This window comes from Pseudonocardia sp. TMWB2A (assembly GCF_017312135.1).
In genome coordinates this window covers 250,235-269,381 of the sequence record NZ_QKQY01000002.1, presented here as the reverse complement: position 1 = coordinate 269,381, position 19,147 = coordinate 250,235, and the positions used below count along the sequence as shown (strand labels likewise).

Annotated in this window: 18 protein-coding genes; 10 read left to right on the top strand and 8 right to left on the bottom strand. The window is 75.6% G+C overall.

From position 1 onward, the window contains the following. Window positions 1–182 precede the first annotated feature (182 nt). Both DMP17_RS15605 and DMP17_RS15600 read left to right on the top strand, forming a co-directional pair. Window positions 183–1,508: an MFS transporter gene (locus DMP17_RS15605; RefSeq protein WP_226365604.1), complete on the top strand. Its 1,326-nt coding sequence runs from the start codon at window positions 183–185 to the stop codon at window positions 1,506–1,508. A gap of 199 nt (window positions 1,509–1,707) precedes the next feature. Next, entirely contained in the window at window positions 1,708–3,027 is a 1,320-nt protein-coding gene (locus tag DMP17_RS15600; RefSeq protein WP_337829902.1) for a GGDEF domain-containing protein, read from the top strand. A gap of 162 nt (window positions 3,028–3,189) precedes the next feature. On the opposite strand, the gene DMP17_RS15595 is transcribed toward DMP17_RS15600, so the two are convergent. Then, window positions 3,190–4,569 carry a GGDEF domain-containing protein gene (locus DMP17_RS15595; RefSeq protein ID WP_337829901.1) on the bottom strand — a complete coding sequence of 460 codons (1,380 nt, stop codon included), beginning with the start codon at window positions 4,567–4,569 and terminating at the stop codon, window positions 3,190–3,192. Window positions 4,570–4,719: 150 nt separating this feature from the next. On the opposite strand from DMP17_RS15595, the gene DMP17_RS15590 reads away from it, so the two are divergent. From DMP17_RS15590 to DMP17_RS15575, 4 genes are all read left to right on the top strand, one after another. Next, complete coding sequence (locus DMP17_RS15590; RefSeq protein ID WP_226356309.1) at window positions 4,720–4,884, top strand: hypothetical protein; 165 nt, start codon at window positions 4,720–4,722, stop codon at window positions 4,882–4,884. A 354-nt stretch (window positions 4,885–5,238) separates the two neighbouring features. After that, window positions 5,239–7,179, top strand: a complete 1,941-nt coding sequence (gene dxs / locus DMP17_RS15585) for a 1-deoxy-D-xylulose-5-phosphate synthase (protein ID WP_337829900.1) — start codon at window positions 5,239–5,241, stop codon at window positions 7,177–7,179. After that, window positions 7,179–7,856, top strand: a complete 678-nt coding sequence (locus DMP17_RS15580) for a response regulator transcription factor (protein ID WP_062404606.1) — start codon at window positions 7,179–7,181, stop codon at window positions 7,854–7,856. Before dxs ends, DMP17_RS15580 begins: the two co-directional genes overlap by 1 nt. Before the next feature lie 4 nt (window positions 7,857–7,860). Beyond that, window positions 7,861–9,027 carry a sensor histidine kinase gene (locus tag DMP17_RS15575; protein ID WP_337829899.1) on the top strand — a complete coding sequence of 389 codons (1,167 nt, stop codon included), beginning with the start codon at window positions 7,861–7,863 and terminating at the stop codon, window positions 9,025–9,027. Window positions 9,028–9,116: 89 nt separating this feature from the next. Here the strand turns inward: DMP17_RS15575 and DMP17_RS15570 are convergent, their stop codons facing one another. From DMP17_RS15570 to DMP17_RS15560, 3 genes are all read right to left on the bottom strand, one after another. Beyond that, complete coding sequence (locus DMP17_RS15570; RefSeq protein ID WP_337832691.1) at window positions 9,117–10,298, bottom strand: ribonuclease D; 1,182 nt, start codon at window positions 10,296–10,298, stop codon at window positions 9,117–9,119. 86 nt (window positions 10,299–10,384) lie between these two features. After that, window positions 10,385–11,053, bottom strand: coding sequence for a LuxR C-terminal-related transcriptional regulator (locus tag DMP17_RS15565; protein WP_010233729.1), 669 nt, complete (start codon window positions 11,051–11,053; stop codon window positions 10,385–10,387). A gap of 310 nt (window positions 11,054–11,363) precedes the next feature. Continuing rightward, the gene (locus tag DMP17_RS15560) at window positions 11,364–11,984 is read right to left on the bottom strand and encodes a DUF3000 domain-containing protein (protein ID WP_337829898.1); all 621 of its coding nucleotides are present in this window, start codon (window positions 11,982–11,984) and stop codon (window positions 11,364–11,366) included. A 95-nt stretch (window positions 11,985–12,079) separates the two neighbouring features. On the opposite strand from DMP17_RS15560, the gene hemE reads away from it, so the two are divergent. Genes hemE through hemQ form a run of 3 tightly spaced genes read left to right on the top strand, consistent with a single transcriptional unit; the run spans window position 12,080 to window position 15,414 of the window. Next, window positions 12,080–13,174, top strand: a complete 1,095-nt coding sequence (gene hemE, locus DMP17_RS15555; protein WP_337829897.1) for a uroporphyrinogen decarboxylase — start codon at window positions 12,080–12,082, stop codon at window positions 13,172–13,174. Then, window positions 13,171–14,685 (top strand): protoporphyrinogen oxidase, encoded by a 1,515-nt coding sequence (hemG, locus tag DMP17_RS15550; RefSeq protein ID WP_337829896.1) that lies wholly within the window; start codon window positions 13,171–13,173, stop codon window positions 14,683–14,685. Before hemE ends, hemG begins: the two co-directional genes overlap by 4 nt. A 33-nt stretch (window positions 14,686–14,718) precedes the next feature. Then, window positions 14,719–15,414 (top strand): hydrogen peroxide-dependent heme synthase, encoded by a 696-nt coding sequence (gene hemQ / locus DMP17_RS15545; protein ID WP_337829895.1) that lies wholly within the window; start codon window positions 14,719–14,721, stop codon window positions 15,412–15,414. A gap of 30 nt (window positions 15,415–15,444) precedes the next feature. Here hemQ and msrB read toward each other — a convergent pair whose 3' ends face one another. Together msrB and DMP17_RS15535 are read right to left on the bottom strand one after the other, a co-directional pair. Next, entirely contained in the window at window positions 15,445–15,897 is a 453-nt protein-coding gene (gene msrB / locus DMP17_RS15540) for a peptide-methionine (R)-S-oxide reductase MsrB (protein WP_083658895.1), read from the bottom strand. Window positions 15,898–15,939: 42 nt separating this feature from the next. Next, window positions 15,940–16,221, bottom strand: a complete 282-nt coding sequence (locus DMP17_RS15535) for a hypothetical protein (protein ID WP_073577094.1) — start codon at window positions 16,219–16,221, stop codon at window positions 15,940–15,942. Window positions 16,222–16,277: 56 nt separating this feature from the next. On the opposite strand from DMP17_RS15535, the gene ligD reads away from it, so the two are divergent. Beyond that, on the top strand, window positions 16,278–17,285 hold the full coding sequence (gene ligD / locus DMP17_RS15530; RefSeq protein ID WP_226356711.1) for a non-homologous end-joining DNA ligase: 1,008 nt from the start codon (window positions 16,278–16,280) through the stop codon (window positions 17,283–17,285). A 6-nt stretch (window positions 17,286–17,291) separates the two neighbouring features. Here the strand turns inward: ligD and DMP17_RS15525 are convergent, their stop codons facing one another. Both DMP17_RS15525 and DMP17_RS15520 read right to left on the bottom strand, forming a co-directional pair. After that, a complete protein-coding gene (locus DMP17_RS15525; RefSeq protein ID WP_337829894.1) occupies window positions 17,292–17,966 on the bottom strand; it encodes a response regulator transcription factor in 675 nt (224 codons plus the stop codon). Then, window positions 17,963–19,144, bottom strand: a complete 1,182-nt coding sequence (locus DMP17_RS15520; RefSeq protein ID WP_337829893.1) for a sensor histidine kinase — start codon at window positions 19,142–19,144, stop codon at window positions 17,963–17,965. Before DMP17_RS15520 ends, DMP17_RS15525 begins: the two co-directional genes overlap by 4 nt. Window positions 19,145–19,147: the final 3 nt, after the last annotated feature.

Below are 19,147 nucleotides of genomic sequence, written 5' to 3'. Positions count from 1 at the left end.
GCCGTCGTTGCGCCGCCCGGCTTCACGCGGATCATCCGGGGCGACGACCGGGCGGGGTGTACCTAGGCTCGACGGGAACTCCTGCCCGCCGCCGACGCCGAGGTTGTAGGCCCCCGCGCCGAGGTCGGGTGCCGGGTCCGCAGCGGGCCGCCCACGCCGGACTCCGAAGGGACCCCACGCCGATGGTCGAGCGCGGCGGCTCCGGGACGGGAGACGACGAGCCTCGCGACCCCGATCCCGCCGCCGGCGTCCGCGGCCCCTTCTCCGTCCCGGACTTCCGCGCGCTGTGGACCGCGGAGGTCCTGTCGGTCGCCGGCGACCAGGTCGCGCGGGTCGCGCTGACCGTCCTGGTCCTGAGCGAGACCGGCTCGGTGGCGTGGTCGGCGGGGGTCTACGCGCTGACCTTCCTGCCCGCCCTGCTCGGTGGGCTGCTGCTCGGCCACCTCGCCGACCGGTGGCCGCGTCGCCGGCTGCTGATCGGGACCGACCTGGTCCGGGCCGGTCTCGTCGTCGCCATGGCCGTGCCCGGTCCCGGGCTGCCGGTCCTGGGGGCGCTGCTGGTGCTGGTCGTCCTGCTGGGCGGCCCGCACACCGCGGCCCGCTCGGCCCTGCTGCCCGACCTGCTGTCCGGGGACCTGCTCGCCCGTGGCCTGGCGCTGCGTCAGGTCTCGGTGCAGGTGGCGCAGGTGGCGGGCTTCGCGGGGGGCGGTCTGCTCGTCGCGACGCTGACCCCGCGCGGCGCCCTGCTGGTCGACGCCGCGACGTTCGTCGGCTCGGCGGTTCTCGTCGGCCTCGGTGTCCGGTCCCGGCACGCGGCGGTCGCGGCCGGACCGTCGGCGGCGACCGCGCCGGCCGCGGCCGCGTCGGAGCCCGGGTCGGCGACGCGGTGGGGGGCCCGGTCCGGCGCCTGGTGGCGGTCGGCGCTGGCCGGTCTGCCGGTCGTGTTCGGCCACCCCCGGCGGCGTTCGCTGGCCCTCATGGCCTGGATGCTCGGCATCTTCGTGCTGCCCGAGGCGCTGGCGGCGGCCTACGCCGTCGCGATCGGGGCGGGCCCGGCGGCGACCGGGCTGCTGATGGCGGCCGACCCGGCGGGCAGCGCGGTCGGGGCCCTGGTCGTCGCCTACGTGCTGCCGGCCCGGCTGCGTGAGCGCGGCCTGGTGCCGCTGGCCGTCGGGGCGGCGCTGCCGCTCGCACTGACGCCGCTGGCGGCCGGCCTGTGGCAGGCGGTCGCACTCTGGGCGGTGTCGGGAGCATGCGCCACGGCCTGCCTGATCGCGGCCCAGTCGGGCTTCGCGCGGGCGACGCCGAGCGCGGTCCGCGGGAGCGCCGTGGGCGTCGCCGCGTCGGGTCTCGTGGCGACCCAGGGGGTCGCGGTCTTCGCCGGCGGGATACTGGCCGAGTGGACCGCTCCCGCGACGGCGCTCGGTGTGTTCGGTGCGGTGGGGATCGTGCTCGCCCTCGGTGCGGTCCGGATGCTCCGGTCGGCCGGTCCGGGGGCGGTCGCATGACCCCGGCACGCGTGGTTCCCGGTGCTCACCAGCCTCGGTTGCGCACGACGTCACCTCCTGTCGTCCGGTATGGCGGCACCGCCGCCTCTTCTGTCACTCATCGTGACGAATCGACGACCATCATACCCGTTCGGGTGACATCGACGGTGTCGGACGAACGCGATGTGCCGATCGGTCCCGTCCGTTCGGGTAGGTACTCGTGACCGGGACCGGGAGTGGCGACCCCGAACGTCCCCGCTGGCCCTTCCGCGGCCTGCCGGCACGGGTGCTCGCCGTACTGGTGCTCGTCGAGCTCACCGCCGTGGTGCTCGTCGTGACCGACGTGGCCCGGCTGCCGTGGGACCGCGACACCGGCCTGCTGGCACTCGGCGCACTCGGCCTCACGGCGCTCGGCGCGGTGCACACCGAGATGGCGACCGGCATCGAGCGGGTGCGCCGTCGGGTCGCACACGTCTCCTACTTCGACCTGTCGACGGTCTGGACCTTCGCGGCCGCCCTGCTGCTGCCGCCGGGGGTGGCGGGCCTGGTGGTCGTCGCCGTCTACGGCCACCTGTGGTGGCGGGTCTGGCGCCCCGCCGGGGCGCAGCTGTACCGGCACGCCTACACGACCGCGACCGTCGTGCTCGCCGCGATGGCCGCCTCGGTCCTCGTCCCGTCCGAGTCGCTCACCGCGGCCGCGGGGGTCGGCGGCGGGAGCCGGGTGGTCGGCTACCTGTCGCTGCTGCTGGCCATGGCGGTCTACGGACTGGTCAACCAGCTGCTCGTCGCGACCGCGCTGGCGCTGTCCTCGCCGCACCGCCCGGAGTGGCGACGTCTGGTGGGGGACGGGGACGACCACGTGCTGGAGGCCGCGACGCTGTGCCTGGCGGTACTGGCCGCGCTCGCCGTGCAGCGCCAGGTGCTGCTCGTGCTGCTGGTCCTCCCGCCGCTGCTGGTGCTGCACCGGGCGGTGCTGATCCGGCAGCTCGAGGAGCGGGCGAACACCGACGCCAAGACCAACCTGCTGACCGCCGTCGCGTGGCGGGGCCGGGCGCACCGGGCGCTCGCCCGGGCCCGGCGCCAGCGCGGTGCCGTCGCGGTGCTGATCCTCGACCTGGACCACTTCAAGGCCGTCAACGACGGCTACGGTCACCTGGCCGGCGACGAGGTGCTCTCCGCCGTCGCCGGGACGCTGAAGGCCCAGGTCCGCGAGGTCGACCCGGTCGGGCGCTTCGGCGGGGAGGAGTTCGTCGTCCTCCTGGCCGGGCTGCCGGTGGGGCCGGAGGGGCGCGAGCTCGCCCACAACGCGGCCGAGCGCATCCGGCGGACCGTCCGGTCGCTGGCCGTGCACGTCGACGGCCCGGGCGGCGGCATCACCATCTGCGACCTGTCGGTGTCGGTCGGGGTCGCGGTGACCGGCGGCGACGGCGAGTCCCTCGACGAGCTGCTGCAGGTCGCCGACCACGCCCTCTACGCGGCCAAGCGGGCCGGGCGCGACCAGGTCCGGACCGGGCGCGACGGGAGCGTCCCCGGCCGCTGACCCGCGGCGACCGGTTCCGCCACGGCCGGGCCGCGGCGGTCGGTCGGCGCCTGGCCGTGGCGGGTCGCGGCGGGAGCCGGGCCACGGCGGGTCGCGGCGGGTGCCGGGGCCGTGGCGGCCGACCGGCGCCGTCCCGGCGGCAGCGGGAGTCGGCCGGGGGCGTCAGGCGTGCTCGGACTCGGCGGGGAAGGTGTGGCGCCCGATCCGCACGGCGTCGCGCCCGGCCCGCTTGGCCGCGTAGAGGGCGGAGTCGGCGACCTCGAGCAGGCCGGTCAGGGCGTGGCCGTCGTCGGGGAACAGCGCCCCGCCGATCGAGACGGTGATCCCGGCGCCGGCCCGGGGCGACGGACGGCCGTCGGTCCCGGCGGCGCCCGGGGACGGTGCGGGCAGCCGCTGGGCCGGGACCCCGTCCGGCGGTGCCACCGGGCCGGAGTCGCCCGCGATCCGCCTGCGCAGGCGCTCGGCGATCTGGCGGACCTCCTCGCGCCCGTCGTTCCCGGAGAGCCGGGGGAGCAGCACGACGAACTCCTCCCCGCCGAACCGGCCGATGAGGTCGTGGTCGCGCAGCTCCTCGCGCAGCACCTGGGCGGTGGCGGCGAGGACCTGGTCGCCGTAGAGGTGGCCGTGGGTGTCGTTGATCTCCTTGAAGTGGTCCAGGTCGAGGATCAGCAGCGCCGCGGGCCGCCGTTCGCGTTCGGCGAGGGTCAGCTCGTGGGTCCCGCGCAGGTGCCAGGCCGCGTGGTTGAGCAGCCCGGTCTTGGCGTCGGTGTCGGCCCGTTCGCGCAGCTGGCGGACCAGGATCGTGCGGTGCAGGGCCAGGATGGGCGGCACCGCGAGCAGCGCGACGAACGGCCCGCTCGCGGCCAGCGCTCCCGCCGTCAGCGCCCCCAGGCAGAGGGTCGCCAGCTCCAGGGTGAGCTCGTCGCCGCCGAACAGGATGCGCACCACCCGGGTGTCCGGGCTGGCCACCGCGACCACGCCGAGCACCAGGCAGGTGTTGACGACGGTGTAGGTCAGCAGCGCGAGCAGCAGCGCGACGGTGCCGGGCAGGCTGCCGTAGAGCTCACCGGGCCGGGTCGCGGCGAGCACCCCGGCCGCCGCGTGCACGGACAGGATGACCGTCGCGGTGCTGTAGACCTCGCGGTAGACCGGCCTGCGGTCCGGGGGCGGCACCGGCCGCAGCACCCGGACGTAGAGGTGGGTGTAGACGACCACCACCACGAACGCGCCCAGTACCGGTGGCAGCAGCAGGGCCGAGGCGAAGGTCCAGACCGAGGTCAGGTTCACGTGGTGGGTCTCGGCGGTGTAGCGCCGGATGCGTTCGACGCCGGCCACGACCTCGGTGTGCAGGATCCCGGCCACGGTCAGGGTGGCGAGCAGCACCAGCGTCGAGTGGTCGAGCCGGGGCGGGTTCAGCAGTCCGGCCAGGACCAGGCAGACCGCCAGCAGCTCCACGGCGAGGACCGGGCCGAGCAGCCGTCCCGGGATGGACCAGATCGGCCAGCGGGTGACCTGGTGCAGCCGGACCGGTTCCGGGGCCATACGTCCCTCCCTCGCCGGCGTCGTCCCACCCGATCCTGCCCGTCCGCAGCAGCGACCGGCGTGCCGCCCCTCCGTGATCCTAACCGCACTCGTCGCCGTCAGTGATCGATACGGCTTCGTGATCGAGTCGTAGCTGCTCGGACGAGTGGCGTGATCACGCTGAGTGTCGGCCGTACGGCCGCCCCGGTGACTGTTGATATCGCAATGGTGCTCCCTGGTTTGTTCGTCGGTCGACGGCGGGTCACCCTTTTCGGCGGCGGCACCGGTGAATACGTGAGAGACCATGTCGGTATGCCGGTAATTGCTGTCCCGTGATGTCACGGCGGCGCCACGACGTGCGGGATGTCGATCAGGAAAGGGGTGTCCGATGCGCAACTGGGGTTGGTGAACGCGTCCGCGGTAAGTGCCGCGGCCATTGTGTCGATCAACTGTGGGTCCGAGTGCGAAAGGAGATCAACAATGCGTAACTGGGGTTGGTGAGAACAGTGGACGTACCGCGTCGCAGCACGGGACGCGGCGGGCACCGTCCGGGTGACGGACGACGCCCGCCGCGCCCGGCAGCGCCATCGGGTCGCCTCGGCTACCGGTCCGTAGAGTGGGACCACGAGTCGATGCCGGTCCTCCGTGGTGGAGGACGCCCGAGCAGGGCCGGCGGCGAGGAGGCAGTACGTGACGACGAACCGGGGACTCTCGGCGATCCGGCGCCCGGCCGATCTGCGAGGGCTCGGGCCCGACGAGCTGACCTCGCTCGCGGCCGAGATCCGTGGGTTCCTGATCAAGGCGGTGTCCCGCACCGGTGGTCACCTGGGGCCCAACCTGGGTGTGGTGGAGCTGAGCATCGCCCTGCACCGGGTCTTCGAGTCCCCGCAGGACACCCTGATCTGGGACACCGGGCACCAGGCGTACGTGCACAAGCTGCTGACCGGCCGTCAGGAGGGCTGGGACCGGCTGAAGAAGACCGGCGGGCTGTCGGGCTACCCGAGCCGCGCCGAGTCCGAGCACGACCACGTGGAGTCCAGCCACGCGTCGTCGTCGCTGTCCTGGGCTGACGGGATCGCCCGCGCGCACGCCCTGACCGGGGTCGACCGGCACGTCGTCGCCGTGATCGGCGACGGGGCGCTGACCGGCGGCATGGCCTGGGAGGCGCTCAACAACATCGCGGCCGGCGAGGACCGCAACGTCGTGGTCGTCGTGAACGACAACGGCCGCTCCTACTCGCCGACCATCGGCGGGCTGGCCGACCGGCTCGCGTCGCTGCGGCTGCAGCCCGGCTACGAGCGGGTGCTCGAGGCCGGCAAGCGCACCGTCCGCGGCACCCCCGTCGTCGGGCCCGCGCTCTACGCCGGCCTGCACGCGTTCAAGGCCGGGGTGAAGGACGCGCTCTCCCCGCAGGAGCTGTTCTCCGACCTGGGGCTCAAGTACTTCGGCCCGGTCGACGGCCACGACATCGGCCAGCTCGAGTCCGCGCTGCGCCGGGCGAAGCGCTTCGGCGGGCCGGTCATCGTGCACACGGTCACCCGCAAGGGCAACGGCTACCCGCCCGCGGAGAACGACGAGGCCGAGCAGATGCACAGCCCGGCCGCGTTCGACCCGGAGACCGGTCTGCCCACCGGCACCCCGGTCACCGGCTGGACCGACGTGTTCGCCGAGGAGATGGTGGCGCTCGGGTCGCGGCGCACCGACGTCGTCGCGATCACCGCGGCGATGCTCGGCCCGACCGGCCTGGCGCCGTTCGCGGCCGCCCACCCGGACCGCATCGTCGACGTCGGGATCGCCGAGCAGCACGCGCTGACCACCGCCGCCGGGCTGGCCCGGGCCGGGCGGCACCCCGTCGTCGCGCTGTACTCGACGTTCCTCAACCGCGGCTTCGACCAGCTGCTGATGGACGTGGGCCTGCACCGCGAGCGCGTCACGCTGGTGCTGGACCGCTCCGGCGTCACCGGCAGCGACGGCCCGTCGCACAACGGGATGTGGGACCTGTCGCTGCTGGGCATCGTGCCCGGCATGCGGGTCGCCGCCCCGCGCGACGAGGAGACCCTGCGCGAGGAGTTCCGGGAGGCCACCGCGGTCACCGACGGCCCGACCGCGCTGCGCTACCCCAAGGGCTCGGTGATCGGCTCGGTGCCCGCGCTGCGCCGCCTCGACGGCCCGGCCGGGGTCGACGTGCTGCACGAGCCGTCCGACGGGCGCTCCCAGGTGCTGCTCGTCTGCGTCGGGGCGTTCGCGAAGTCCGGTGTCGCCGTCGCCCGGCGGCTCGCCGACCAGGGCGTCGACGTGACCGTCGTCGACCCGCGGTGGGTGCTGCCGGTCCCGCGGGAGCTGCTCACGCTGGCCGCCGACCACCAGCTCGTGGTCACCGTCTCCGACTGCGGCACGCACGGCGGGTTCGGCTCCGCGCTGTCCGACGCGCTGCGCGCCGCCGAGCTCGACGTGCGCCAGCGCGACCTCGCGCTGCCCCAGGAGTACCTGGAGCACGGCAGCCGCGACGACGTCCTCGCCACCTGTGGGCTGACCGAGCAGGACATGGCCCGCCGGATCACCGAGTGGGCGGCCGCGGCGGTCCCCTCGACCCCCGAGGGCGCCGTTCCCGGGCGGGAGCGCACCCGCTGATGCGCGTCATCGTCGTCGAGGACGAGCCGGCGATGGCCGACGCCGTCGTGCGCGGCCTGCGCCGGGACGGGATGGCCGTCGACGTGGCCTACGACGGCGACGAGGGCTCGGAGAAGCTGTCGGTGACCCGCTACGACGTCGCCGTCCTCGACCGGGACCTGCCCGGCCGCAGCGGCGACGACCTGTGCGACGAGCTCGTCGCCGCGGGCGGCCTGACCCGGGTGCTGATGCTCACCGCGTCGGGCACCCCGGCCGACAAGGTCGAGGGCCTGTCCCGCGGCGCCGACGACTACCTGGCCAAGCCGTTCGACTTCCCCGAGCTGGTCGCCCGGGTCCGGGCGCTCGGTCGTCGGGCGACCCCGGCGGTGCCGCCCACGCTGCGGGCCGGCGACGTCGTGCTGGACCCGGCCCGGCGCACCGTGCTGCGCTCCGGGCGGCCGGTCGAGCTGACCCGCAAGGAGTTCGGCGTGCTGGAGGTCCTGCTCGCCGCGGGCGGGGCCGTGGTGTCGTCGGAGGAGCTGCTCGAACGCGTCTGGGACGAGAACGCCGACCCGTTCACCACCACGGTGCGGGTCACCGTCATGACCCTGCGCAAGAAGCTCGGCGCGCCCGGGCCGATCGACACCGTCGTCGGTGCCGGGTACCGGGTGCCCGCCGACGGGACCCCCACGGCGTGACGGCGTGGGCGCCCTCCGGCCGCGGCTGACGCTGCTCGCGACGGCGCTCGTCGCCGCGGTCGCCGCGCTGCTGCTCTGGCTCGGCTGGATGCTGGTCGGCGCGGTGGTCGCGGGCACCCCGGCGCTGCCCGGGACGGTGTTCGTCGGCGGGGTCGCCGTGCCCGCCGAGACCGCCCGCGACGCGGTCGCCGCCGCGGCCCGCGCCGAGGTGCTGCGGGCCGGGCTGATCGCGTTCCCGCTGGTCGTCGCGGCCGGGGCGGTCACGTCCTGGGTGCTGGTCGGGCGGGTGCTGTACCCGCTGCGCCGGGTCGTCGAGACCACCTCGCGGCTCTCGGCGAGCTCGCTCGACGAGCGGGTCGCGCTCGCCGGTGCCCGTGGCGAGGTCGCCGAGCTGGCCGCGGCCGTCGACGCGATGCTCGACCGGCTGCAGGCCGCGTTCGACGCGCAGTCCCGGTTCGTCGCCAACGCCGGGCACGAGCTGCGCACCCCGCTCGCGGTGCTGCGCACCGAGATCGACGTGACGCTCCAGGACCCCGACGCCGACGCCGAGGAGCTGCGCCGGATGGCCGGGGTCGTCCGGGAGGCGGGCCGCCGCTGCGACGAGCTGGTCAGCGGGCTGCTGCTGCTCGCCCGCACCGAGGCCGGGGGAGCGATGCCGGGCTCCGACCGGGTGCCGGTGGACCTGGCTGCGCTCGTCGCCGCGGAGCTCGCGGCCGTGACCGGGGACGTCGCCGCCCGCGGCCTGGTCGTGCGCACCGACCCGCGGCCCGCGACGACCCTGGGCAACGAGCCGCTGCTGCGCCGGATGGTGGCGAACCTGCTGGAGAACGCGGTGCGGCACAACCGCGACGGCGGCTGGATCGAGGTCGGCTGCGGGACCGGCACACCCGAGCCGGGAGTCGTGCTGCGGGTCGCGTCGTCCGGGCCGGAGCTGGCCCCGGACAGGGTGGCCGAGCTGTTCGAGCCGTTCCGGCGGGGCCCGGTGGCCCGCACCGCCCACACCCGCGGCTCCGGGCTGGGGCTGTCGATCGTGCGGTCGGTGGCCACCGCGCACGGCGGGTCCGTGCACGCCGAGGCGGTGCCCGGTGGGGGACTGGCGGTGCACGTCGCGCTGCCCGACGACAGCACGGCCCCGGCGCCCTCGGGTGGGGCGCCGGTCCTCGCGCGCTGACACTCCACAGGGGACGCGGGCCGAGCAGGCCCGGCCGGCTCAGCGGATGCGGGCGGCGCGGCGTGCGTGGCTCGGCGTGGGAGGGTGGCTCAGCGGGCGCGGGCGGCCAGGGCCGGTTCGAGCAGCGGGGCGAGCAGCTCGACCTGCCACGGGCGGGCGCCGCCGGCGACCAGGGCGGCCGGGAGGTCGCCGTCGGTGGGCGGGGTCCAGCAGACCCGGCGCAGCAGGTCGGGCTGCAGCAGGTTCTCCACCGGCACGTCGTGCTGCTCGGAGACCGTGGTCAGTGCCGCGCGGGCGGCGGCGAGCCGGGCCGCGGCGTCGGGGTCCCGGTCGGCCCAGCGCGACACCGGCGGCGGGCCGTCGGTGGTGGCGGCGCCGCGTGGCAGCTCGGCCTCGGGGAGGTCGGCGGCCCGGCGCAGCGCGTCGAACCAGTAGCGGGCCAGCCTGCGCTGGGAGCGTCCGCGGAACACCGGCAGCTCGGCCAGTGCCTGCGGGGAGTCGGGGTTGCGCACCGCGGCGTCGACGATCGCGGCGTCGGGCAGGACCCGGCCGGGGGCGATGTCGCGCTCGGCGGCGAGGGAGTCGCGGGCCTGCCACAGCTCCCGGACCGCGGCGAGCGGGCGGGGGCGGCGGACCTTGTGGATGCCGGAGGTGCGCCGCCAGGGCTCCGCGCGCGGCGGGGACGGCGGGGCGGTGCGGACCGCCTCGAACTCCTGGCGGGCCCACTCGAGCTTGCCCTGCTCGTCGAGCATCTCGGTCAGGACCGAACGCAGGTCGACGAGCACCTCGACGTCGAGCGCGGCGTAGACCAGCCAGTCCTCGGGGAGCGGGCGGCGCGACCAGTCGGCGGCGCCGTGGCCCTTCTCCAGCCCGAGGCCGAGCAGGTTCTCCACCATGGGGCCGAGCCCGACCCGGGGCAGCCCGGCCAGCCGGCCGGCGAGCTCGGTGTCGAACAGCGACGCCGGGCGCAGGTCCAGCTCGGCCAGGCACGGGAGATCCTGCGAGGCCGCGTGGAGCACCCACTCCGGCCCGTCGAGGGCCTCGGCGAGCGGACCCAGCTCGCCGCGCAGCGGGATCGGGTCCACCAGCGCGGACCCGGCCCCGGCACGCCGCAGCTGCACCAGGTAGGCGCGCTGGGAGTACCGGAAGCCGGAGGCACGCTCCGCGTCGACGGCGACCGGGCCGCTGCCCCCGGCGATCGCCGCCGCCACGCGGGCGAGGTCGTCGGGGGTCGCGGTGACCGGGGGGAGGCCGTCGGCGGGACGGAGCAGCGGTACCGGATCGGGTGAACCGTCCGGAGTCGCCGAGACCGGCGGCCGGGTCGTGTCCGTACCGCCGGCGGCGCCGGTCCCGGGAGTCAGCGAATGACCCCCGCGCGCATGGCGAGCGCGACCATCTGGGCGCGGTCGCCGGTGCCGAGCTTGCGGCCGATCCGGGAGAGGTGGCTCTTCACGGTGAGGGCGGAGAGGTTCAGGGCCTCACCGATCTCCTTGTTGGACTGGCCGTCCGCCACGAGCTGCAGCACCTCGACCTCGCGGGCCGAGAGCTCCCGCGGGGTGTTGTCCGTGCCCGGCACGCGGGACCCGGTGGCGAGCAGCGGGGCGACCGTCGGGTCGGCGTAGACGCCGCCGTCGAGAACCCGCTTGACGCCGTCGGTCACGACCGAGGGCGACGCCGACTTGAGCAGGTACGCCTGCGCGCCGGCCTGGAACGCCGAGCGGACCGCGTACGGGTCGTCGGAGGAGGCGAGCACGACCAGCCGGTTCCAGCCGAGCGAGCGGAGCTCGCTGACCAGGTCCAGCCCGCTGCCGTCCGGCAGGGTCAGGTCGAGGATCGCGAGGTCGCAGGGACCCGCGGCGTGGGCGCGAGCCCGCGCCTCGGTGACCGAGGCGGCCTCGTGCACGGTGCCCGCTCCCATGGAGCGCAGCCGTCCGGCGATCGCCTCCCGGAGCAGCGGGTGGTCGTCCACGACGAGAACCGTGAACAGCTCCTCCCGCGGCTGCGGGACGATCCCCGGCGAGAGCACTGCTCCACCGATCGGAGCGCCACCTGCGGTGGTGCTGCCGGAGCTCTGCGCCGGCACTTGCTGGCCAAGTACAGCCACGTCGTCAACCTTCCTGGAGTCGGTCGTACGCCCCCGACCAACACCGGAACCCGAGGGACGGAGAGTGGCGCTCGGCCGCCCGGGCGGGTGCCATGGAAGAGATGGTATCCCTCCATGCGGCCTAACGTCTGGTGTGCATTCGTCTTTCCGGCCTGAAAAGTTACATGCATGTGGGCGCGGTCCCACCCCTCCGGGTGAAAGATTTCCGACGCATGCCGTTGACCTGCGACGTTCAGCCGGGTGATCGGCTCAACGGCACTGCGCCGACCGGCGGCAGACCCGCCGCGGTCGACACCAGGGACGCGAACGCGACGGCGTGTCGGGACAGATCACCGTCGCTCTCCGTGGGCGACCAGGAGGCGCGCAGCTCGACGTCGTCCTCCCGCGGCGGCTCCCCGCCGGGGCCGCCACCGCCGCCGCTGAGCCCGCCGAAGCGGACCGACGAGGTCTGGGTGACGGTCCCGCCGAGCGCGGTGAACCCGGCGCCGGCGTGCTCGAGCGCGTCGGTCAGCCAGGACCAGCCGATCCGCGGCAGCATGTCGTCGCCGAGCTGGCCGGGCTCCAGCCGGGCCTGCACGAAGCAGACCAGCCGGAAGGTGCCCTCCCAGCGTTCCTGGCCGTCGGGGTCGTGGAGCAGGATCAGCCGGCCGGAGGTGTCCGGCTCGTCGAGGTCGTCGGTCCCGTCGCCGCGGTGCCCGATGTCGGCCTCGACGCTGGTCGCCCAGCTGTACGGCGCGAGCCGGGGCGGGGCCTCGAGCGGCCGCACCACGAGCTCGGGGCGCGGTCGGACCGACGCGAGCGAGCGGACCGCGCTGCGGAACGCTGCTGGTGGTGGTGAGTTCGGGTCCGGCACGGCGTCGGACTCTAAGGTGCGATACCCGTCGTACCTGGCAGGCGCGCCGGGGCGCCCGAGCACCGGCCCGGTCCGCGTGGGATCATCCGGAGGTCATGACTGCAGGCATCGTCTCCGCGCCCCCCGCCCGCCGCGACCTCGCGGGAGCACCGTTCCTCGACGCAGCGCGCGGTGCGACGCCGTCGCGGCTACCGGTCTGGTTCATGCGCCAGGCGGGCCGCTCGCTGCCGGAGTACCGGGCCCTGCGCCAGGACAACGCGATGCTCGAGGCGTGTCTCACCCCGGACCTGACCTGCGAGATCACCCTGCAGCCGGTCCGCCGCCACGACATGGACGCGGCCATCCTGTTCTCCGACATCGTGGTGCCGCTGTACCTGGCGGGCATCGGGGTGGACATCGTGCCGGGCACCGGCCCCGTCGTGGACTCGCCGGTCCGCACCGCCGCCGACGTCGCGGCGCTGCCCGAGCTCGCGCCGGAGCAGGTGGCGCGCGTCACCGAGGCGATCGGCCTGCTGCTGCCCGAGCTGGGCCGGGTCCCGCTGATCGGGTTCGCGGGCGCCCCGTTCACCCTCGCCTCCTACCTCATCGAGGGCGGCCCGAGCCGCAACCACGAGCGGACCAAGTCCCTCATGCGCTCCGCCCCCGACGTGTGGCACGCCCTGCTCGGCAAGCTCGCCGTGCTCACCGGCACGTTCCTGCAGCAGCAGGTCGCCGCCGGGGTGGACGCGGTCCAGCTGTTCGACTCCTGGGCGGGCGCGCTGTCCGAGCGCGACTACCGCGAGTTCGTGCTGCCGCACTCCGCCACCGTGCTCGGAGCGCTCGCCGGGGCCGGCGTGCCGCGGATCCACTTCGGGGTCGGCACGGCCGAGCTCCTGGGCGCGATGACCGACGCCGGCGCCGACGTGATCGGCGTCGACTGGCGGACCCCGCTCGACGTCGCGGCCCGCCGGGCCGGTGGCGCGGTGCCCGTGCAGGGCAACCTGGACCCGGCGGTGCTGTTCGCCGGTCAGGACGCCGTCGACGCCGAGGTCGTGCGGATCGCCGCCGAGGGCGCCCGCACCCGCGGGCACGTGTTCAACCTCGGCCACGGCGTCCTGCCGCCCACCGACCCGGACGTGATCACCCGGACCGTCGAGACGGTGCACGCCCAGCCCGTGGCCGGGCCGACGGGCGACCGTCCGTCGCGATGACCCGCGTCGCCGTCGTCGGCGGCGGTGTCTCCGGTCTGGCCTGCGCGCACCGGCTGCGCACGCTGCTCGGCCCGGCCGCCGAGATCGTCGTGCTCGAGCAGCGTGACCGGCTCGGCGGCGTGCTGCGGACCATCGACCTCGCGGGGGCGCCCTTCGACGTCGGCGCCGAGGCCTTCCTCGTCCGCCGCCCCGAGGTCCCCGCGCTGCTCGCCGAGATCGGGCTGGCCGACGCGCTCACCCACCCCACCGCGGCGACGGCGACGATCCGCGCCGGCGGGCGGACCGTGGGTCTGCCCCGCGGCACCCTGATGGGGGTGCCCGGCCGTGACGCCGACCTCGGGGGAGTGCTGTCCGACGCCGGACGGGCGGCGGTCGCCGCCGAGCCGTCCACGCCGCTGGACTGGGACCCCGGCACCGACGTCGCGCTCGGGGCGCTGCTGCGCCGCCGGTTCGGCCCCGAGGTCGTCGACCGGATCGCCGACCCGCTCCTGGGCGGTGTCTACGCCGGGCGGGTCGACCGGCTCGGCCTGCGCGCCACCGTCCCGGCGCTCGCCGCCGCACTCGACGCCGGGGCCGGGTCGCTGACCGAGGCCGCCAGCACGGGGATGGCCGGGTCCGGCCAGCGCGCCGGCACCCTCGCCGCCGGGACGCCCGCCGCCGGGTCGTCCGTCGCCGGGTCGTCCGTCGCGGGGCACGGGGTCTCCGCGGCCGAGCCGTCCGCGGTGCCGCAGCCGGTGGCCGTCGGACCGGTCTTCGGTGCCGTGCGCGGCGGCTACCGCGAGGTGATCGCCGCACTCGTCGCCGCGTCGGGGGCCCGGGTGCGCACCGGCGTCACCGTGCGGGAGCTGCACCGCCGCCCCGACGGCTGGCGGCTCGTCCTCGGACCGGTCCCGCAGCCGGAGGCGCTCGACGTCGACGCCGTCGTCCTCGCCGTCCCCGCGCCCGCCGCCCGCCGGCTGCTGGAGCCGGTCGCACCGGCCGCGGCCGCCGCGGCCGGGCGGATCGAGCTCGCCTCCTCCGCGGTCGTCGCGCTCGCCTTCCGGGCGGCCGACGTCGCCGGCATGCCCGGCACCTCCGGCTGTCTGGTCGCCGCGGACGAGCCGCTGTCGGTCAAGGGCGTCACCCACGCGTCGACGAAGTGGGCCCACCTCGGTGAGGACGGCCTGGTCCGGCTCCGCGCCTCGATCGGCCGGTTCGGCGAGGAGGCGAGCCTGCAGGTCGACGACGCCGAGCTCGTCGCCCGTGTCCGTGCCGACCTGGCCGTGCTCGACGGCGTCGACGCCGTCCCGGTCGCGTCGTTCGTGCAGCGCTGGGGCGGCGGTCTGCCGCAGTACGGCGTGGGGCACGGCGCGGTCGTCGACACGCTGGAGTCCGCCGTCGCCGCCGTCGGGGGCCTGGAGGTCGCCGGGTCGATGCTGCACGGGGTCGGCGTCCCCGCCTGTGTCGCGACCGCCCGGGCCGCCGCCGAGCGGCTCGCCCCGGCCCTGCTCGCCGCACCGACCGGTCGCTGAGGGCACCCTCACCGGCCGCGTACCATGCCGGACATGGCCCGCGTGGACGTCAAAGCGATCAACGACACCATCCGCTACACCATGTGGTCGGTCTTCCGGGTCGAGCCCGGCCGCCTCGGCGACGACCGCTCGGCCGCCGCCCGCGAGGCGACCGAGTACCTCGACTCGCTCGCCAACAAGGACGTCACCGTCCGCGGCGTCTACGACCTCGCCGGTGTGCGGCACGACGCCGACTACATGATCTGGTGGCACGCCTCGCAGATCGAGTCGCTGCAGGCCGCCTACTCCGACCTGCGCCGCACCACCGCGCTCGGCCGGGCGAGCGTGCCGGTCTGGAGCCAGACCGCGCTGCACCGCCCGGCGGAGTTCAACAAGAGCCACGTCCCGGCGTTCATGGCCGGTGAGGACCCGAAGCGCTACGTCTGCGTCTACCCGTTCGTCCGGTCCTACGAGTGGTACCTGCTGCCCGACGCGGACCGGCGCACGATGCTCGCCGACCACGGCAAGGAGGCCCGGGACTACGCCGACGTGCGCGCCAACACCGTCCCGGCGTTCGCCCTCGGCGACTACGAGTGGATCCTCGCCTTCGAGGCCGACGAGCTGTACCGCATCGTCGACCTCATGCGGCACCTGCGCGGCACCGAGGCCCGCCGCCACGTCCGCGAGGAGATCCCGTTCTACACCGGCCCGCGGGTCGAGGTCGGCGACCTCGTCGCGTCCCTGCCCTGAACGGCGGTGGGGGCCGCCGCCCGGCGGCCCCTACTCCGCGGCGGGCTCGAGGGTCAGCGACACCGAGTTGATGCAGTAGCGCAGGTCGGTGGGGGTGCCGTAGCCCTCCCCGGCGAACACGTGGCCCAGGTGGCCGTGGCAGGTCGCGCACAGCACCTCGGTGCGCGTCATGCCGAGGCTGGAGTCGGTGCGCTCGATGACGGCCTCACCCGCGAGCGGGGTGAAGAACGACGGCCACCCGCAGTGCGACTCGAACTTGGAGTCGCTGCGGAACAGCTCCGCCCCGCAGGCCCGGCAGCGGTAGACGCCGGTGGTGGTCGTGTCGGTGTACTCACCGGTGAACGGGCGCTCGGTCCCGGCCTTGCGGAGCACCTGGTACTCGTCGGGGCTGAGCTGGGCCCGCCACTCGTCGTCGGTCTTCTGCACCGGCGCGGCCGGGAGCTCGGCGTCGGAGGTGGTGGTGTTGCGGCTGAACAGACCCATGCATCCACGGTAACCCGTTGATCGGTCGTGTGCCGCCGGTCGTCAGACCCAGGTGGCGACGACGAACCCGGCCGCGTTCGCGATGACCCAGGCCGCGACGAGCAGCAGCAGCACCGTCACCCCGACGGCGGCGGCGCGCTGCGGGCCCCGGAGCCGGTTCGCCGACTCCGCGAAGTCCCCGACGCCGCGGATGTAGCCCTCCACCGAGCACGACGGCACCCGCTGCATGCGGTCCAGGTGCGCGGCGAACGCCCGCGCCTCCGGGTCCTCCGGGTCGAGGCCCAGCAGGTCGTCGTCGAACCGGGGGGACCGGTCGGAACTCATGGGCACACGATAGTCGCCGGGGGTAGGTTCGCCGGGTGGCGAGCCGTGAGGTCGTGATGCTGCAGGTGGACGGGCCCGACGGGCCGCGTGACGTCCGCCTGACCAGCCCGGACAAGGTCGTGTTCGGCGAGCTCGGCATCACCAAGCGGGAGGTCGTCGAGTACTACGTCGCGGTGGGGGAGCCCATGGCCGCCGCGCTGCGCGACCGCCCCACCAACCTGAAGCGGTTCAACTCCGGGGTGGACGGCGAGCCGTTCTTCGTCAAACGCGTCCCGAAGGGCGCGCCGGACTGGGTGCGGACCTGCACGGTGACCTTCCCCAGCGGCCGTACCGCCGAGTCGGTGTCGGTCACCGAGCCCGCGACGATCGCCTGGGCGGCCAACCTCAACACCCTCGACTTCCACCCGTGGCCGGTCCGCTGCGCCGACACCGACCACCCCGACGAGCTGCGCATCGACCTCGACCCGCAGCCGGGCACCGACTTCGGCGACGCCGTCGTCGTCGCGCAGACCCTGCGCGAGGTCCTCACCGAGGCCGGGCTGACCGGGTGGGCCAAGACCTCCGGCGGGCGGGGCGTGCACGTCGCCTGCCCGATCCGGCCCGAGTGGGACTTCGTCGAGGTCCGGCACGCCGTGATCGCGCTCGCCCGCCGCGTCTGCCGGCGCATCCCGGAGCTGGCCACCGTGGACTGGTGGAAGGAGGAGCGCGGCGAGCGGGTCTTCCTCGACTACAACCAGGCCGCCCGCGACCGCACCATCGCCTCGGCCTGGTCGGTGCGCGGGCTGCCCGCCGCGACCGTCTCCATGCCGGTCACCTGGGACGACCTCGGCGAGGTCGACCCCGCCGGGTTCACCCTGCGCACCGTGCCCGGGCTGCTGGAGCGCCACGGCGACCCGCACGCCGGCGCGGGCGAGGAGCGGGGGAGCTGCGCGACCGCGCTGGAGTGGTACGCCGAGGACGAGGCCGAACGGGGGCTGGGGGACCTGCCGTACCCGCCGGAGTACCCGAAGATGCCGGGGGAGCCGCTGCGGGTGCAGCCGAGCCGGGCGCGCAGGCAGGACTGAGCGCCCTCACCGCCGCGGGTCCACCAGCCCGCTGCGGAAGGCGAGGATCACCGCGTTCGTCCGGTTCCCCGACCCGGTCTTCATCAGGATCCGGTTGACGTGGGTGCGGACGGTCGCACCGGACAGCACGAGCCCGGTGGCGATCTCGTCGTTGGACCGTCCGTGTGCCATGAGGGTCAGCACCTCGCGCTCCCGCGCGGTGAGCCGGGCCAGGAGCTGGGGCGGGTCGTCGCGGTCGGGGTCGGTGTCCACCAGCGCGGCGATCACGCGGCTCGCGACCGCCGGGTCCAGCCAGGCGTCGCCCGCCGCGACCCGACGCACCGCCGGGACCAGGTCGGCCGGGGCCGCGTGCTTGAGCAGGTAGCCGCTGGCACCCGCGCGCAGGGCGCCGTACACGGCGTCGTCGTCGTGGAAGGTGGTCAGCACCAGCACGCGGGTCAGCAGGTCCGGGTCGTCGGCCCGGTCCGCGGTGATCGCCCGCGTCGCGGCGGTCCCGTCGGTGCCCGGCATCCGCAGGTCCATCACGACGACGTCCGGGCGGTCGCGCCGCACCAGCCCGACCGCGGCGGCGCCGTCGGCGGCCTCACCGACCACGGCCAGGTCCGGGGCGCTGCGCAGGAGCATGCCGACGCCGGTGCGCACGAGCGGGTCGTCGTCGGCGACGACCACGGTGACGGTCACCGTGCCCCCGCCCCGGAGCCGTCGAGCGGGAGCTCGGCACGCAGCACGAACCCGTCGCCGCCCGGGCCGGACTCGATGTGCCCGCCGACCAGCGCGGCCCGTTCGGCGAGCCCCCGCAGCCCGTGCCCGCCGACCGGCAGCCCGTGGTCCGGGCCGGCGATCCCCGGCGTGCTGCGCACGGTGATCCGCAGCCGTCCGGGCTCCCACAGCTCGTGCACCCGGACCAGCGCCCCGGCGCCGCCGTGCTTGATCGCGTTGGCGAGCCCTTCCTGCACGACCCGGAAGGCGGTCAGCTCCACGCTCGGGTCGGCCCGGCCCGGCGTGCCGTCGACGACGTGCTCGACGTCGAGCCCGGACGCCCGGGAGGTCTCCAGCAGGTGCGGCACGTCGGCCAGCCGCGGTGCGACGACGCCGTCCCCGGCCGGGTCCGGGTCGGGGGCGTGCGCACGCAGCAGCCCCAGCATCCGGTGCATCTCGGTCATCGCCGTCACCCCGCTCGCCTCCACCGCCGCCAGCGCCGCGACCACCTCGGCGCGGGTCGGGTCGTCGTCGGGGCCCGCGGTCAGCCGGGCCCTGGCCCCCGCGGTCTGCAGGACCATCGCGCTGACCGTGTGCGCCACGATGTCGTGCAGCTCCCGGGCCAGGCGCAGCCGCTCGGCCCGGACGGCGTCGGCGGCGTCGCGCTCGCGCAGCTCCTCCACCAGCCGTGTCCGCCGCTCGGCGAGGTGGGTGCGCTGGCCGACCGCCCAGACCGCCGCGAGGACGACGGCCCAGGCCAGGCAGAGCGCGGCGAAGAAGCGCGTCCCCACCCCGCCGGCGGCGTTGGCGTTGCTCACCGCGAGCGGGACCAGGCCCGCCGCGAGCACCGCGAGCGAGTACCGGGCCGAGGCCCGGCAGGCGACGGCGTGCAGCGCCACGAGCAGCCCCGCGAACGGCGCGAACCCGGGCAGCACCAGCCCGGCCAGCGCCCAGCACCACTGGAGGGCGAACACCCGGTACGGGTACCGCCACCGGAGCAGGAGGGTCGCCAGCACGACCACCTCGACGACCGGCACCACCCACGCCGGGAGCTCCCCGCCGCCGCGCAGCCTGCCGTCGCCGCCGTACACGTAGAGGTCGGCCCCGATCGCCAGCCCGACGACGACGATCTCGCCGACCGAGCGGCGCCGGGTGGTCATCAC